The sequence below is a fragment of the Ruegeria sp. BC3 genome (genome assembly GCF_056539265.1).
The window spans coordinates 440915-454722 of sequence record NZ_JBQFUP010000003.1; the positions used below are offsets into that span (position 1 = coordinate 440915).

Annotated in this window: 15 protein-coding genes; 13 read left to right on the forward strand and 2 right to left on the reverse strand. The window is 59.8% G+C overall.

Annotation, left to right across the window (positions count from 1 at the left end; all coding sequences use genetic code 11):
• The first annotated feature begins 59 nt into the window (after positions 1 to 59).
• Positions 60 to 623, forward strand: coding sequence for a DUF4202 domain-containing protein (locus tag ACR0MV_RS11120; protein ID WP_480702158.1), 564 nt, complete (start codon positions 60 to 62; stop codon positions 621 to 623).
• Here the strand turns inward: ACR0MV_RS11120 and ACR0MV_RS11125 are convergent.
• On the reverse strand, positions 614 to 1270 hold the full coding sequence (locus ACR0MV_RS11125; RefSeq protein ID WP_480702159.1) for a ceramidase domain-containing protein: 657 nt from the start codon (positions 1268 to 1270) through the stop codon (positions 614 to 616). The genes ACR0MV_RS11120 and ACR0MV_RS11125 overlap by 10 nt on opposite strands.
• A 60-nt stretch (positions 1271 to 1330) precedes the next feature.
• On the opposite strand from ACR0MV_RS11125, the gene ACR0MV_RS11130 reads away from it, so the two are divergent.
• A complete protein-coding gene (locus ACR0MV_RS11130; protein ID WP_170422922.1) occupies positions 1331 to 2023 on the forward strand; it encodes a metal-dependent hydrolase in 693 nt (230 codons plus the stop codon).
• A gap of 2 nt (positions 2024 to 2025) precedes the next feature.
• Here the strand turns inward: ACR0MV_RS11130 and ACR0MV_RS11135 are convergent, their stop codons facing one another.
• Positions 2026 to 2475, reverse strand: a complete 450-nt coding sequence (locus tag ACR0MV_RS11135) for a nucleoside deaminase (RefSeq protein WP_480702160.1) — start codon at positions 2473 to 2475, stop codon at positions 2026 to 2028.
• Between the two features lie 61 nt (positions 2476 to 2536).
• On the opposite strand from ACR0MV_RS11135, the gene ACR0MV_RS11140 reads away from it, so the two are divergent.
• The 11 genes from ACR0MV_RS11140 to ACR0MV_RS11190 all read left to right on the forward strand — a co-directional run bounded on the left by ACR0MV_RS11140 (position 2537) and on the right by ACR0MV_RS11190 (position 13762).
• On the forward strand, positions 2537 to 3346 hold the full coding sequence (locus ACR0MV_RS11140; protein WP_480702161.1) for a pseudouridine synthase: 810 nt from the start codon (positions 2537 to 2539) through the stop codon (positions 3344 to 3346).
• Between the two features lie 174 nt (positions 3347 to 3520).
• Positions 3521 to 4435, forward strand: coding sequence for a 5-bromo-4-chloroindolyl phosphate hydrolysis family protein (locus ACR0MV_RS11145; RefSeq protein ID WP_480702162.1), 915 nt, complete (start codon positions 3521 to 3523; stop codon positions 4433 to 4435).
• A 30-nt stretch (positions 4436 to 4465) separates the two neighbouring features.
• Positions 4466 to 5656, forward strand: a complete 1191-nt coding sequence (locus ACR0MV_RS11150) for a toxic anion resistance protein (RefSeq protein WP_480702163.1) — start codon at positions 4466 to 4468, stop codon at positions 5654 to 5656.
• 13 nt (positions 5657 to 5669) lie between these two features.
• Positions 5670 to 6626, forward strand: coding sequence for a DUF2927 domain-containing protein (locus ACR0MV_RS11155; protein ID WP_475204837.1), 957 nt, complete (start codon positions 5670 to 5672; stop codon positions 6624 to 6626).
• 22 nt (positions 6627 to 6648) lie between these two features.
• The gene (locus ACR0MV_RS11160; RefSeq protein WP_170422933.1) at positions 6649 to 7797 is read left to right on the forward strand and encodes an SPFH domain-containing protein; all 1149 of its coding nucleotides are present in this window, start codon (positions 6649 to 6651) and stop codon (positions 7795 to 7797) included.
• A gap of 18 nt (positions 7798 to 7815) precedes the next feature.
• Positions 7816 to 8292, forward strand: a complete 477-nt coding sequence (locus ACR0MV_RS11165) for a protein tyrosine phosphatase family protein (RefSeq protein WP_480702164.1) — start codon at positions 7816 to 7818, stop codon at positions 8290 to 8292.
• Positions 8292 to 9401 carry a TFIIB-type zinc finger domain-containing protein gene (locus ACR0MV_RS11170; RefSeq protein ID WP_480702165.1) on the forward strand — a complete coding sequence of 370 codons (1110 nt, stop codon included), beginning with the start codon at positions 8292 to 8294 and terminating at the stop codon, positions 9399 to 9401. Before ACR0MV_RS11165 ends, ACR0MV_RS11170 begins: the two co-directional genes overlap by 1 nt.
• Positions 9402 to 9481: 80 nt before the next feature.
• Positions 9482 to 10150 carry a nitroreductase gene (locus ACR0MV_RS11175; protein ID WP_480702166.1) on the forward strand — a complete coding sequence of 223 codons (669 nt, stop codon included), beginning with the start codon at positions 9482 to 9484 and terminating at the stop codon, positions 10148 to 10150.
• A 25-nt stretch (positions 10151 to 10175) separates the two neighbouring features.
• The gene (gene dtd, locus ACR0MV_RS11180) at positions 10176 to 10613 is read left to right on the forward strand and encodes a D-aminoacyl-tRNA deacylase (RefSeq protein WP_480702167.1); all 438 of its coding nucleotides are present in this window, start codon (positions 10176 to 10178) and stop codon (positions 10611 to 10613) included.
• Positions 10613 to 11716 (forward strand): glycerate kinase type-2 family protein, encoded by a 1104-nt coding sequence (locus tag ACR0MV_RS11185; protein WP_480702168.1) that lies wholly within the window; start codon positions 10613 to 10615, stop codon positions 11714 to 11716. Before dtd ends, ACR0MV_RS11185 begins: the two co-directional genes overlap by 1 nt.
• Positions 11717 to 11767: 51 nt before the next feature.
• A complete protein-coding gene (locus ACR0MV_RS11190) occupies positions 11768 to 13762 on the forward strand; it encodes a CocE/NonD family hydrolase (protein WP_480702169.1) in 1995 nt (664 codons plus the stop codon).
• Positions 13763 to 13808: the final 46 nt, after the last annotated feature.

Below are 13808 nucleotides of genomic sequence, written 5' to 3' on the forward strand. Positions count from 1 at the left end.
GTGGCCCTGAATAACCCGCCGACCTGCACCGCAGACCCGGCCAGCCAACGGAGCGGAAGATGAACGCGCGCAAGCAAGCTGTTCTGGACGCAATTGATGCGGCCAACTCACACGACCCCAACCAAGAAGACGGCCAGCCGGTTGAACTGCTGTATGGCCAGCGCATGAGCGCCGAGTTGGACCGTTTGTTCCCCGACGCCTCTGATCCTTTGCAGATTGCAGCACGGGGGCAGCACGTAGAGCGGTGGAAACTGGCGCGCAGCGAGTATCCCGAAGGTCGCGCTGGGTATCTGGCCTGGCGCAAGGCGCAAGGGGTTCATCACGCCGAAGTCGTGATGAGGCTGATGGAGCAGAATGGCTATGGCGCCGACGATGTCGAATCCGCCGGTCGAATGCTGCGCAAACAGGGCATCAAGCGCGACGACGAGGTTCAGGCGCTTGAAGACGTGATCTGTTTTGTCTTCCTCAAATGGTATTTCTCTCCGTTCGCCGAAAAGCACTCGGCCGAGAAAATCCAAAGCATCGTCGAGAAAACCGCCCGCAAAATGTCAGCCGACGGTCGCGCGCGGGTTTTGTCCGAGTTCGACCTGCCCGATCATCTGGCCAACGCGTTTCAGGACTGAGACGCGCGGACCAGGTGCCGCCTGTAGACCTCGATCATCCAGCCCAGCATGATCGCGTTCAGGATGTGCCACATGAAATGCGTGCCCAACGGAATTTGCCCGCAAATCGGTTCGTCCAGCGCGCGGAAGGTGATCGAGGCAATTAGGATCAACGCGCCGACAGCCAGACCTCGGGCAGTATCCGGCACCCGATCGCGCAACAAATACGCGTAGATCAGGATCAGCAGCGGAACCGGGGCATAGGCTGCTGATCCCCCCAATCCGGGCACAAACTGGAACAACGGCACCGTGGCTGCGGCGTAAGGTATAAACAAAGCCGTCAGCAGTGCTGCGGGCACCGCGCGCATCTGCCAAACGTCCCGGTTGATCGCGAAGATATAGACCAGGATGTACAACAGGATCGGCAGCACATCCGCCATCGCGGCCCAAACCTGCGCATGGGTGTGGAACAGGTAGCTGCCGATCCCAATGGCTGCCAAGATGAGCACCAACAGCATCGCCAACGGCATCCCCTGCCCGCGCACCCGCCGCCACATGACAAACGCGGCGACCAGAAACGCGGCATTTGTAACCGCGTTGATCGGTTCGGCCCAATAGGCGGGCGACAAACGCTCGCAATAGCCATCAATTTCCTGAAACCAGTCCATGAATTTTTACATAGCCGATGCTAGGGTAAAGCCAACAGTTTGTTTTAGGAGGATGAATTCATGAACATCATTTGGTTGGGCCATGGCAGTTTTCGCATCGAAACCGGTGGGCAGGTTCTGCTGATTGATCCCTGGCTGACCGGGAATCCTGTCCTGCCGGAGGATCAACACGACGACGCCGTCGACGGTGCGACGCATATCCTTCTGACCCACACACATTTCGATCACGTGGTCGACGTCGTGTCACTGGCCAAACACCTGAAGATCCCTGTTGTCGGGCAGTATGACCTGATGGGGTATTGGAGCGAGGCCGAAAGCCTTGAAACCATCGGTTACAACAAGGGCGGAACCGTGAACCTGAACGGAGTCAAAGTGTCAATGGTTCCCGCCTCACACAGCTCGACCTTCTCAACGCCCGATGGGCTGCGCACCGGCGGCAGCGAAGTTGGTTTCATGATCGAATCGGATGGCCATATGCTCTACGTCTCGGGCGACACCGACATCATGGCCGATATGGATTGGATGGGAGACTACTACAAACCCGACATCGGCATTCTGTCGGCGGGTGGGCATTTCACGATGGACATGAAGGGCGCGGCTTATGCGGCCAAACGGTACTTTGACTTCAAGACCGTGATTCCCTGCCACTACAAGACTTTCCCGATCCTCGAACAATCCGCGCAGGTGTTGATCGACGGGCTACCAGGTGTGGATGTGATCGAGCCCGAGGTGATGAAACCCATCAGCGTCTAGGGTCAGCGCCGCGCGGCGAAGAACTCTTTCAACAGGTCGGCGGCCTCCTGCGCTGCGATGCCGTCGTAGACCTCTGGCACATGGTGCGCCTGCGTATGGGTGAAAACCCGCGCGCCATGCGCAACGCCACCCGATTTTGGATCGGCGGCCCCGTAGTAAATGCGTCGGATTCGTGCCGCCGCCAGTGCCGCCGCGCACATGGCGCAGGGCTCCAACGTGACATAGAGGTCATGATCGGGCAGCCGCTCGGACCCTGCTGTGGCGCAGGCCGCGCGCAAGGCCAGAATTTCGGCATGGGCGGTCGGGTCATTCAACTCGCGCGTTCGATTGCCCGCAGACGCCACGATTGCGCCGTCCGGCCCAACAATAACCGCACCCACGGGCACTTCACCGCGTTTGGCTGCAGCGCGCGCCTCAATCAACGCCTTATCCATATGCGATCTGAACACCATGCCTCTGACTGCCTTAGAAACCCGCCTTTCGCAAGCGGCTGGGATGCGCTATGGGCTGCGAATGACCAAAACCCCTCCTCCCGGCGATCGGATCGCCAAAGTCCTTGCCCGCGCGGGCGTAGCGTCGCGCCGTGAAGCTGAACGCATGATCGAAGCCGGTCGTGTGAGTGTGAACGGCAAGGCAATCAACAGCCCTGCGCTGAACGTCACCGCCAAAGACAAGATCACCGTCGACGGCAAACCGGTTTCCGAACCGGAACCATCGCGCCTGTGGCTGTATCACAAGCCGCCAGGCCTGGTGACGACGACGCGAGACGAAAAAGGGCGCGCAACGATCTTCGACGATCTGCCCGAGGATATGCCGCGGGTCATGAGTGTCGGACGGCTCGACCTGAACTCGGAAGGTTTGCTGCTTTTGACAAACGACGGCGGCATCAAGCGCAAGCTGGAACTGCCCGCCACCGGATGGCTGCGCAAATACCGCGTGCGCGTGAACGGCCGCCCCAAAGACGAGGATTTCGAGCCCCTGCGCAAGGGTCTGGTGATCGAGGGCGAGCGGTTTCAACCCATGACCGTCTCACTGGACCGCCAGCAAGGCGCGAATGCGTGGCTGACCATCGGCTTGCGCGAAGGCAAGAACCGCGAAATTCGCCGCGCCATGGAGGATATTGGCTTTGCCGTGAACCGTCTGCTGCGTGTCTCATACGGCCCGTTCCAGCTCGGAAGCCTTAAACCCGGCGAGGTCGAAGAAATTCGCCGCCGTGTCATGAGGGATCAGCTGGGTCTGGACGCCGAACCCGACGCCCAGGCCAAACGCCCCGCACGACCACAGCGAAAACGGCCCGGCATCGGCAAGAAACCTCGCAAGTGACGCAGGTTAGGCAACCTTCCCCCTAGCGTCATGGCCTCGCATGCCCTAAATTTCCAATAGGGAAAAGCTTGGGGGGCGCCATGTCCGGGACCGGAGTGCAGAAACTGGCCTATGTTGTGCTGTTGATGCTCATGCTTGGCGTGTGCACCGGCCTGCTGGGAGGCTTGTAAGCACATGGCCAAACGGTATGGCGGAAAATACAGCCCGCAAGGAGACTCCTCGCCTCCGGATCAGCCGCCGCGCGGTCAATATGACGGTGCTCGCGTGGAACCAGCCGGTGCTCGCGCCAACCTTTTGTTTCTGCCTGCCATTCCGCTGGTGTTCCTGTCGCTGAACGACGGCGCGGTCGGTATGACCATCGGATTGATTGCGGCCGGAATTCTGACAGCAGCCGCGTTTTTGCTGCGCGAAGGATTGCGGGCGGAATCGGAGTACAACGCCCGCCGCACGGCCAGGCGTCCTGCTTTCCCAAGAAAAATTTTTTCGAGCGTGCTGACCGGCCTTGGGATCGGGTTGGCAGCCTATCGCACTGAGTTTCTGGACGCCGCCACAGCAGCCGACGCCAGCCTGATTGCTCCGATCTTGTTCGGCTTGGTGGCCGCCGCCCTCCACTCTGTCTCGTTCGGGCTTGATCCGATGAAAGACAAGGGCATGGAAGGTATCGACACCTTTCAACAAGACCGCGTCGCCCGTGTGGTCGAGGATGCAGAGACCCATCTGACCGAGATGACAGACGCCATCAAACGCGCCGGTGACCGCCGGATCGAGGCGCGGGTCGAACGGTTTCAGGACACGGCGAGGGACCTGTTTCGCACGGTCGAGGAAGACCCGCGTGATTTGGCGGGTGCCCGCAAGTACCTGACCGTTTATCTGCAGGGCGCCCGTGATGCGACGGTCAAGTTTGCGGATGTCTATGCACGCACCCGAGACCCTCAGGCGTTGGCGGATTACACGTCCCTTTTGGATGATCTTGAACAGAATTTCGCGGCTCGTACCCGCAAGATGCTTTTGGATGACCGCAGTGATCTGACGGTTGAAATTGATGTGTTGCGCGAAAGACTGCAACGCGAAGGCGTCCGGTTGGACTGACCGGCCACAATTTGAGAGAGGATTACCCCCATGTCCGATGACATCAAGAACAAGGCGGTCGAAGCTGAAACGCTGGTCCAAGAGGTGACTGCCGTTGCGTTGCCCGAACCCGCAGCCGAAATCGTCTCGCTTGAAGAAGCTGACGAACCTGTCAGCGCTGAAATCCGCAAGCGGATGGACGAGATTGACATGGACAACACCAATTCCATCGTCGCGTTTGGGTCGTCTGCACAGGCCGAATTGCAGGAAATCAGCCAAGCTATGCTGGCGGATGTCCGCAACAAGGATGTCGGACCAGCCGGCGACAGCCTGCGAAACATCGTCACCACGATCCGAGGCTTCTCGGTAAGCGAGCTGGACGTCCGCCGCGAACGCAGCTGGTGGGAAAAGCTGATCGGCAAGGCCGCGCCGTTCGCCAAGTTCACCGCGCAGTACGAAGAAGTTCAGGGCCAAATCGATCGGATCACCGACGATCTTCTGTCGCATGAACATACGCTGCTGAAAGACATCAAGTCGCTGGACCTGCTGTATGAAAAGACTTTGGGGTTCTACGACGAGCTGGCGCTATACATCGCAGCGGGTGAGGAAAAGCTGACCGAGCTGGACAGCCACGACATCCCAGAAAAAGAGACCGAGGTTCAGGCCGCGCCGGAAGACGACCAAGTCATGAAGGCGCAGGAGCTGCGGGATTTGCGCGCAGCACGGGATGATCTGGAACGGCGCGTGCATGACCTGAAACTGACACGCCAAGTGACAATGCAATCACTGCCCTCGATCCGTCTGGTTCAGGAAAACGACAAGTCACTGGTCACTAAAATCAACTCGACGCTGGTCAACACTGTGCCCCTTTGGGAAACCCAGTTGGCACAGGCCGTAACCATCCAGCGCAGCGCCGAGGCGGCCTCGGCCGTGCGCGACGCCAATGATCTGACAAATGAGCTGCTGACCTCGAACGCGGCCAACTTGCGTCAGTCGAACAAGATGATCCGCGAAGAAATGGAGCGCGGCGTGTTCGACATCGAAGCCGTCAAACAAGCCAATGCGGACTTGATCGGTACGATCAACGAAAGCCTTGCGATTGCGGACGAAGGCAAAGCCAAGCGCGCTGCAGCCGAACAGGAACTGGAGAAGATGGAGGCCGAGCTGCGTGACACATTGGCTGCCGCCAAGGCGCGCAAGGACGGGGTCGGCGACAACGCTGGAACTGCGGTCTCGAGCTAAAGGCTGGCTGGGCGTGCGTTTTCGTGGTGCTTTGAAACCTGCATTGGCGCTTGTTTCGCTTTTGGCTCTGGCCAATTGCGACGAGGCGCTGACATCTTCCGTTGTCCCTGAACCGCGGCCACAGCCTCCGGCTCCGGAGCCGAACGCGTACGTCCCGCCATCCGCTGCCAGCCAGGATCTGACACGGTTTTACGAGCGGGTCGAACGTGACCTGCTGACACGCGGGCTGCTGCGCACCGACGGTGGCGGTCCGGATGCGCCCTATGACGCTGATGATCTGGCGCGCAATTTCGAAGCGATCGCCTTTTACAGCGAATATCCCGACCACGCGGTCGCCGTCGCCTCGCGCCAGACCGACGGCCAACTCAGCCGCTGGACCGGACCCGTCAGGTTGCAGACCGAGTTTGGCCCCTCTGTCCTGCCCGCCACGCGTACCAAGGATGTCGAAGCCGTCGAGTCCTATTCCGCTCGTCTGGCTCGGGTGACCGGACATCCGATCTCTGTGGTCAGCCGTCGGGCAAACTTCTATGTGTTCTTTGCGGGCAAGGATGACAGCGCCTACGTGGTCACTCGCCTGAAACAACTGATCCCGAATATCAGTCAGGATTCGCTGGATCTGGTGGCGAACCCGCGTTCAGATATCGATTGCTTTGTATTCGCGTTGGGCAACAGCTCGGCCCCCTATAAATACGTTCGCGCCGTGACCCTGATTCGGTCGGAACTATCCGATCTGCTGCGTCGCAGCTGTATCCACGAAGAAATCGCCCAAGGGCTGGGGCTTTCCAATGACAGCCCGGCCGCGCGCCCGTCGATCTTTAACGACGATGACGAATTTGCGCTGCTGACCAGCCATGACGAAAAACTACTGACAATGTTGTACGATCCGCGCCTTGAAACTGGCGTTTCAGTGGACAACGCGCGCCCCGTGGTACGGATCATTGCACGAGAATTGATGGGCCAGCCGCTCTGAGCCCCGGAAGAGGAGAACCCAAATGGGCATTTTTGATTTTCTGACCGGAGAATTCATCGACGTCATTCACTGGGTCGACGACACCCGCGACACCATGGTGTGGCGGTTCGAACGCGAAGGCCATGCGATCAAATACGGCGCCAAGCTGACGGTGCGCGAAGGTCAGGCAGCGGTGTTTGTGCATGAGGGGCAACTGGCAGACGTGTTCACTCCGGGTCTCTATATGCTCGAGACCAACAACATGCCGATCCTGACAACGCTGCAGCATTGGGATCACGGGTTTCAGTCGCCCTTCAAATCCGAAATCTATTTCGTTAACACGACGCGGTTCAATGATCTGAAATGGGGCACCAAGAACCCGATCATGCTGCGCGATCCGGAATTTGGGCCGACCCGCATTCGGGCCTTTGGCACTTATACCGTGCGGGTCAAAGACCCTGCGAAATTCTTGATTGAGATTGTCGGCACCGACGGCGAATTCACGATGGATGAGATCAGCTTTCAGATCCGCAACATCATCGTTCAGGAATTCAGTCGCGTCATCGCAGGTTCCGGCATTCCGGTTCTGGACATGGCGGCCAACACTGCCGATCTGGGTAAGCTTATCGCAGCCGAGGTTTCTCCGGTGCTGGAAGGCTATGGCTTGGAAATGCCCGAATTTTACATCGAGAATATCTCTCTGCCACCTGCGGTCGAGGCTGCACTGGATAAGCGGACCTCGATGGGTTTGGCCGGAGACCTGGGCAAGTTCACTCAGTACTCTGCAGCCGAAGCCATGACAGCGGCAGCCAATAACCCCGGTCAGGGCGGTGGCATGGGGGCCGGGCTTGGTATGGGAATGGGCATGGCGATGGCCAATCAGATGGCAAACATGGCAGCGGGTCAACCGAGCGGCCCGTGGGGCAGTTCCGCCCCCGCTGCCCCGCAACCCACAGCGCATGCGGCACCGCCCCCTCCGCCCCCCGTTGAGCACGTCTGGCATATCGCGGTGGACGGGCAGACCAGTGGTCCATTCTCGAAGGCCAAGATGGGCCGCATGGCGACGGACGGAGAAATCACGCGCGACACTCACGTCTGGACGGCGGGTCAGGACGGCTGGAAAAAGGCCGGTGACGTGCAGGAGTTGGCGCAGCTGTTCACGATCTTGCCGCCACCGCCGCCGGGGGCTTAGGCACAGCCAAGGAAGGAAATGACGTCTTTAACCGATATCCTTAACTTTCGTCGCGTCGATGACCGGCTGACTTTGTCAGGCCAGCCGACCGAAGAACAGATCGCAGCGCTGGCAGGTGCTGGGATCACGGATATCGTCAACTTGGGGCCGCATGACAACAAGGGGGCACTGGCGGACGAGCCGGGAACTGTCGCTGCAGCCGGTATGACCTATCACTATATTCCGGTGGATTTCGAGAACCCGACCGAAGACGACTACTCCGCCTTTATCAAAACTCTGGAAGCGCTCGGCGATACGCCCGTACATGTGCACTGCATCTACAATGCCCGCGTGTCCGCCTTCATGCTGCGCAGAGCGCGGGACGGGAGTGGTGATGTGGCCGCCGCCGAGGCGCTGATGGATGGAATATGGCGTCCTGGTGGTGTTTGGGCCGCCTTTCTTGGACACGAAGCCGATATTGATAAACCGAACCGCTACTTGGGTTATGAGTACTGATGAACGAGAATCCAGCCAACCCGTTGTCCGAACATCGTTTTCCCTGCGATCAATGCGGTGCGGATTATCGGTTTAATCCAAGTGATGGGACCCTGACCTGCGATCATTGCGGGCATTCGAAAAACGTTGGCGCAGGCCCATGGGGCGGCGCCAGCCTGAAAGAGTTGGACTTCGACGCCGCCGTAAAGAATGCCTTGCCGGATGCCGAGATCGAGGAAACACGGGTTCTGACCTGTTCAAACTGTGCAGCGCAGGTTGAGTTCGACCCGGATACGCACGCGGCCGAGTGCCCTTTTTGCGCGACACCCGTTGTGACCGAAACTGGCGTGAGCCGGCATATCAAACCGAAAGGCGTGTTGCCCTTCGCGCTGGATGAGCGCTCGGCACACAAGGCCATGTCGGACTGGCTGGGAAGGTTGTGGTTCGCGCCCAATGGGCTGAAAGAGTACGCGCGCAAAGGCCGGAAGATGCAGGGAATCTACGTGCCCTACTGGACCTTCGACGCGGATACCAAGTCCGGCTATCGCGGCGAGCGCGGCACGGTCTACTATGAAACGCGTACGGTGATGCGAGACGGCAAGCGCGTACAGCAGCAGGTGGCTAAGATACGTTGGTCTCCAAAATCAGGCCGGGTTGCCCGGTTTTTCGACGATGTGCTGGTGTTGGCGTCTCGGTCCTTGCCCAAAAGCTACACGGACGCATTGGAGCCGTGGGATTTGCCTGCGCTCGAGCCCTATCAGCCGGAGTATCTGGCCGGGTTCCGGGCCGAGGCCTATACGGTTGGGCTACAGGACGGCTACACCGAAGCGCGCGGGTACATGGCGCGTGTGATCGAACGGGATGTGCGTTTCGACATCGGTGGCGACCGGCAACGGATTCACGCGATCGACACGGATGTTCAGGACGTCACCTTCAAGCACATTTTGCTGCCGGTCTGGATGGCCGCCTACAAATACCGCGGCGAAACCTATCGCTTTGTCGTAAACGGCAGAACCGGCCGGGTTCAGGGCGAGCGCCCCTGGTCGGCGATCAAAATCACGATTGCGGTGGTTCTTGGCCTGCTTGTTGCTGCAGGTGTGGGCTATCTGATGGCCACCGGACAGCAGTGACCCTTTTGCCCGTTTAACTGCTTGAACATCCTGCGACCTGACGTCATCCTGCGCCTCGACTGCACGAAGGGGAGAGCAGTGTGACACCATCCGATCTGGATCGATTACTGAGCGATCGGCATTCTTGCCGGGCGTTCCGCCCCGATCCCGTACCGAAGGCCCACATCGAACAGATTTTGACCAGCGCATCGCGTGCGCCAAGCTGGTGCAACGCGCAGCCGTGGGACATCGTGATCACCAGCGGCAAGGAAACAGACGCGTTCCGAACAGCGCTACAGAAAGAGGTCGCAACTGGCGCACCGAAACCAGATCTGCCCTTTCCGACGGCGTATAACGGTGTCTATCAGGCGCGACGCCGCGACTGTGGCTGGGCGCTCTATGAGGCCGTGGGCGTCGAACGCGGGGATCGTGCGGGCTCGGCCCGGCAAATGATGGAGAACTTTGCGCTTTTTGGCGCGCCGCATTGCGCGATCATCTCAAGTCCCGCAGATCTTGGCCCCTACGGCGCAATGGATTGCGGTGGGTTTGTCATGGCGTTCACCCTGGCCGCACAAGCCTTGGGTGTGGCGACGATCCCTCAGGCTGCGGTGGCCAGCTATGGCCCGTTCCTGCACCGGTATTTCGACATTCCAGATGACCGTCTGATCCTGTGCGCGATTTCCTTCGGCTATTCAGACGCCGAACATCCGGCCAACGGGTTTCGCACGGAACGCGCCGATCTGGACGAAATCGTCAGCTGGGTCGGGTAATTACGCCACCAAACGGAGATCAGATTTGCGCGCAGTTCTACAGAGGGTTTCCCGGGCCAAAGTGTCGGTCGACGGGCAACAAGTCGGGCAAACCGGGCCAGGTCTGATGATCCTGTTCTGTGCGATGCAAGGCGATGATGAGCACAAGGCCGAACAACTGGCCGCCAAAATATCGAAGCTGCGTATCTTCAAAGATGATGCAGGTAAGATGAACCGGTCTGTCGTGGATGTCGGAGGCTCGGCCTTGGTCATCAGCCAGTTTACACTGGCAGCCGATACGTCGCGTGGGAACAGACCCGGATTTTCCGAGGCCGCACCCCCAGATGCGGGCCAGCACCTTTACCAAGAGTTTGCACGCCGCTTGCAGGCCCATGGCATACCCGTGGAAACCGGGCAATTCGGGGCGGATATGGCGGTCGAGCTGGTCAATGACGGGCCAGTGACAATATGGATGGAAAGCTGATGGATCAAAGGCAACAGGCAATTCGCATTTGGCAAGCCGGTGTTGACGCGGTTGACGGGCAACGGGCGACCAAAGCTGTTCTGGACGACGTCCCAACTCCGGACCAAATTCTGGCGGTCGGCAAAGCCGCAGCTGCCATGGCCCACGCGGCACTGGATCATTTCGGACCACTGCCAACTCTGGTCGTCACCAAGGATGGCCACGGTGGCGGCCTGCCCGAGGACGTTCGCGTGATCGAAGCCTCTCACCCCGTACCGGATGCGCGCAGCCTTGAGGGCGGACGAGCCCTGCGCGAAGTGATCGAAGCGATGCCTGCAGATTCTCATGTCTTGCTTCTGGTGTCCGGCGGCGCGTCCTCTTTGGCCGAGGATCTGTTGCCCGGAAACACTCTGGCGGACCTGGAACAGTTGAATGGCAGGTTATTGGCCGAAGGTCTTGATATCACAGCAATGAATGCGGAACGGCGCAAACTGTCCCGGATCAAGGGCGGCGGTTTGCTGTTGCATTTCAAAGGTGCCAGAGCGACCGTTCTGGCGATCTCGGACGTCCCCGGCGATGACCTTGCCGTTATCGGTTCTGGGATCGGCGCGTTGCCGGACAGCTATGCGTTTCAAGCCTCGACCCAGATCGTGGCCTCAAACGCCCATGCGCGATCCGCAGCGGCAGAGTTGGCGCGCAGCGAAGGTTTGACGGTTCTGGCCGATGAGGAATGCCTGCACGACGACTTCCTGCGCGTTGCGTCCGATCTGGGACAGCGGCTGAGGAACATGTCGCCCGGCGTAATGGTGTTTGGCGGAGAGCCCACGGTCGTTCTGCCAGAAAATCCCGGCCGGGGCGGGCGCAATCAAGCTCTGGCGTTGGCATTGGCCCGGGAAATCGCCGGAACAGCGGATTTGACACTGGTTGTTGGCGGGACCGACGGAACCGACGGCCCAACCGATGCCGCCGGGGCGGTGGTCGACGGCGCGACTTGGGGCGGCGGGGCCGAACAAGCCCTGCAAGACGCTGACAGCGGCAGTTTTCTGGACGAGGCAAACGCCTTGCTGGTGACCGGGCCGACCGGAACGAATGTGATGGACCTGATTGTCGCAATCAAACGCTGATTTGGCGGTTTTCGGACTTAAATTCAAAGCAAAGGCTTCGACACTGCAAAAATGACGCGCTCGCCCAATACGCTATGCGAAATCGAAGACTTGCCGGATGTTGGCATCGTGATGCCGGACGGATGCCGTCTGTCAGCGCGGGTCTGGCGTCCCGTTGATGCCGCCTCCAACCCCGTTCCCGCCATTCTTGAATTCCTACCTTACCGCAAACGCGACGGTACGGCGGGTCGCGATGCCCTGACCCACCCGTGGTTTGCCAAACGCGGCTATGCGTGCATTCGCGTAGATATGCGAGGCAATGGCGACAGCGAAGGGCTGATGGAGGACGAGTACACTCAGCAAGAGCTTGAAGACGCCGTCGCGACCATTCAATGGCTGGCTGAACAGCCCTGGTGCACGGGCGCGGTCGGCATGATGGGTATCAGCTGGGGTGGGTTCAATGCCTTGCAGGTCGCGGCCCTTCAACCCGCTGCACTCAAGGCGATTATCACCCTATGTTCTACAGCGGATCGTTACGCGGACGACATCCACTATAAGGGCGGGTGTCTGTTGAACGAAAACCTGGGCTGGGGCGCGACCATGTGGTCCTATTCGTCCCGCGCGCCGGACCCTGCCCTACGACCAAACTGGCGTGAGCTCTGGCTGGACCGGCTGGAGAACCAGCCATTTCTCCCCTCGGTATGGCTACGCCATCAGACGCGAGACGCGTATTGGCAGCATGGATCGGTTTGCGAGGATTTCAGCACCATCCGCGCCGCAACACTGGCGATTGGCGGTTGGGGCGACGCCTACAAAAACACTGTGCCACTGCTGGTCGAACAACTTGACGCGCCGGTCAAAGGGATCGTGGGGCCCTGGGTGCACAAATACCCGCATTTTGCAGTACCCGAACCCAGAATCGGCTTCCTGCAAGAGGCGTTACGCTGGTGGGATCACTGGCTAAAGGGTTTGGATTCCGGTGTTGAAGATGATCCCGAGTATCGGGCCTATCTGATGGACGGTGTCCGCCCCCAGCGTTGGTATGCGGAAAGACCCGGACGCTGGATTGCGGAACCCGAAGGAGCGACCTCTCATCTGGCTCAGCTGACACTGGCTTTATCAGACGCAGGGCTTGGACAAACCAGGCCGCTGAACAGACGCATCCGGTCGCCGCTGACCTGCGGCATGGATGGCGGGGAGTATTGTGCAATCTGGCTGGGGCCGGACATGCCGGGCGATCAGCGTGCCGACGACGCTCTGTCTGCCTGTTTTGACGGAGCGCCCCTGTCCGAAGATCTGGATATCGTGGGTGCGCCGCGCATACGGCTGCGGCTCAGCGCCGACCGTCCACAGGCGCAGATTGCCGTGCGACTGAATCACGTTCACCCGGATGGCGCGACAACTCGGATCACCTATGGGGTTCTGAACCTGACCCACCGAGACAGCCACGCGCAGCCAACGCCATTGGAGCCGGGAACCCCTTACGAGATCACACTGGACCTGGACCACATTGCCTATCGCATTCCCAAGGGTCATCGCCTTCGGGTCGCCGTCTCAAGCGCGTATTGGCCCCTGATCTGGCCCGCGCCCGAAGACGCCGAGTTGCACCTGACAAGGGGTGAAATCGCGATTCCGAACCGGCCGACGGCTGGCGGGGACGAGTGTTTCTTCCAGCCCCCGGACGCTGAAACACCGCGCGATGTGACGACCTTGCGGGATAGCCAAAACGCACGGCGGGTAGAAACAGACATGACCACGGGTGAAACGCGACTGATCATCGAAGACGACTTTGGCCTTGTGACCGACAACCACCACGGCCTGACCCATGGCGGCACCGCCTATGAACGCTGGACGATCCATCCGGACGACCCGCTTTCGGCCCACGGGCACTGCCACTGGACGCAGGAACTGGTTCGAGACGGGATCGAACTGCGGACTGAAACATCCTGTGAAATGTGGTCGGATCAGGACAACTTTTACCTCAAAGCGCAGGTTAACGCATTTGAGAACGAAGAATTGGTGTTTTCCAAGCAAAAGGAGGACACCGTTCCCCGCAACCAGATGTGATGTTTCGGTCGGCAAAGGTCAGACATTTGTCCTTGCTCGACGGACC

Excerpts from the sequence above, each read along its gene's own strand:
- ACR0MV_RS11135 (WP_480702160.1), bottom strand. The coding sequence starts at position 2,475 with ATGGTGTTCAGATCGCATATGGATAAGGCGTTGATTGAGGCGCGCGCT.
- ACR0MV_RS11120 (WP_480702158.1), top strand. The coding sequence starts at position 60 with ATGAACGCGCGCAAGCAAGCTGTTCTGGACGCAATTGATGCGGCCAAC.
- ACR0MV_RS11190 (WP_480702169.1), top strand. The coding sequence starts at position 11,768 with ATGACGCGCTCGCCCAATACGCTATGCGAAATCGAAGACTTGCCGGAT.
- ACR0MV_RS11170 (WP_480702165.1), top strand. The coding sequence starts at position 8,292 with ATGAACGAGAATCCAGCCAACCCGTTGTCCGAACATCGTTTTCCCTGC.
- ACR0MV_RS11125 (WP_480702159.1), bottom strand. The coding sequence starts at position 1,270 with ATGGACTGGTTTCAGGAAATTGATGGCTATTGCGAGCGTTTGTCGCCC.
- ACR0MV_RS11140 (WP_480702161.1), top strand. The coding sequence starts at position 2,537 with ATGACCAAAACCCCTCCTCCCGGCGATCGGATCGCCAAAGTCCTTGCC.
- ACR0MV_RS11160 (WP_170422933.1), top strand. The coding sequence starts at position 6,649 with ATGGGCATTTTTGATTTTCTGACCGGAGAATTCATCGACGTCATTCAC.
- ACR0MV_RS11130 (WP_170422922.1), top strand. The coding sequence starts at position 1,331 with ATGAACATCATTTGGTTGGGCCATGGCAGTTTTCGCATCGAAACCGGT.
- ACR0MV_RS11145 (WP_480702162.1), top strand. The coding sequence starts at position 3,521 with ATGGCCAAACGGTATGGCGGAAAATACAGCCCGCAAGGAGACTCCTCG.
- ACR0MV_RS11165 (WP_480702164.1), top strand. The coding sequence starts at position 7,816 with ATGACGTCTTTAACCGATATCCTTAACTTTCGTCGCGTCGATGACCGG.
- ACR0MV_RS11150 (WP_480702163.1), top strand. The coding sequence starts at position 4,466 with ATGTCCGATGACATCAAGAACAAGGCGGTCGAAGCTGAAACGCTGGTC.
- ACR0MV_RS11185 (WP_480702168.1), top strand. The coding sequence starts at position 10,613 with ATGGATCAAAGGCAACAGGCAATTCGCATTTGGCAAGCCGGTGTTGAC.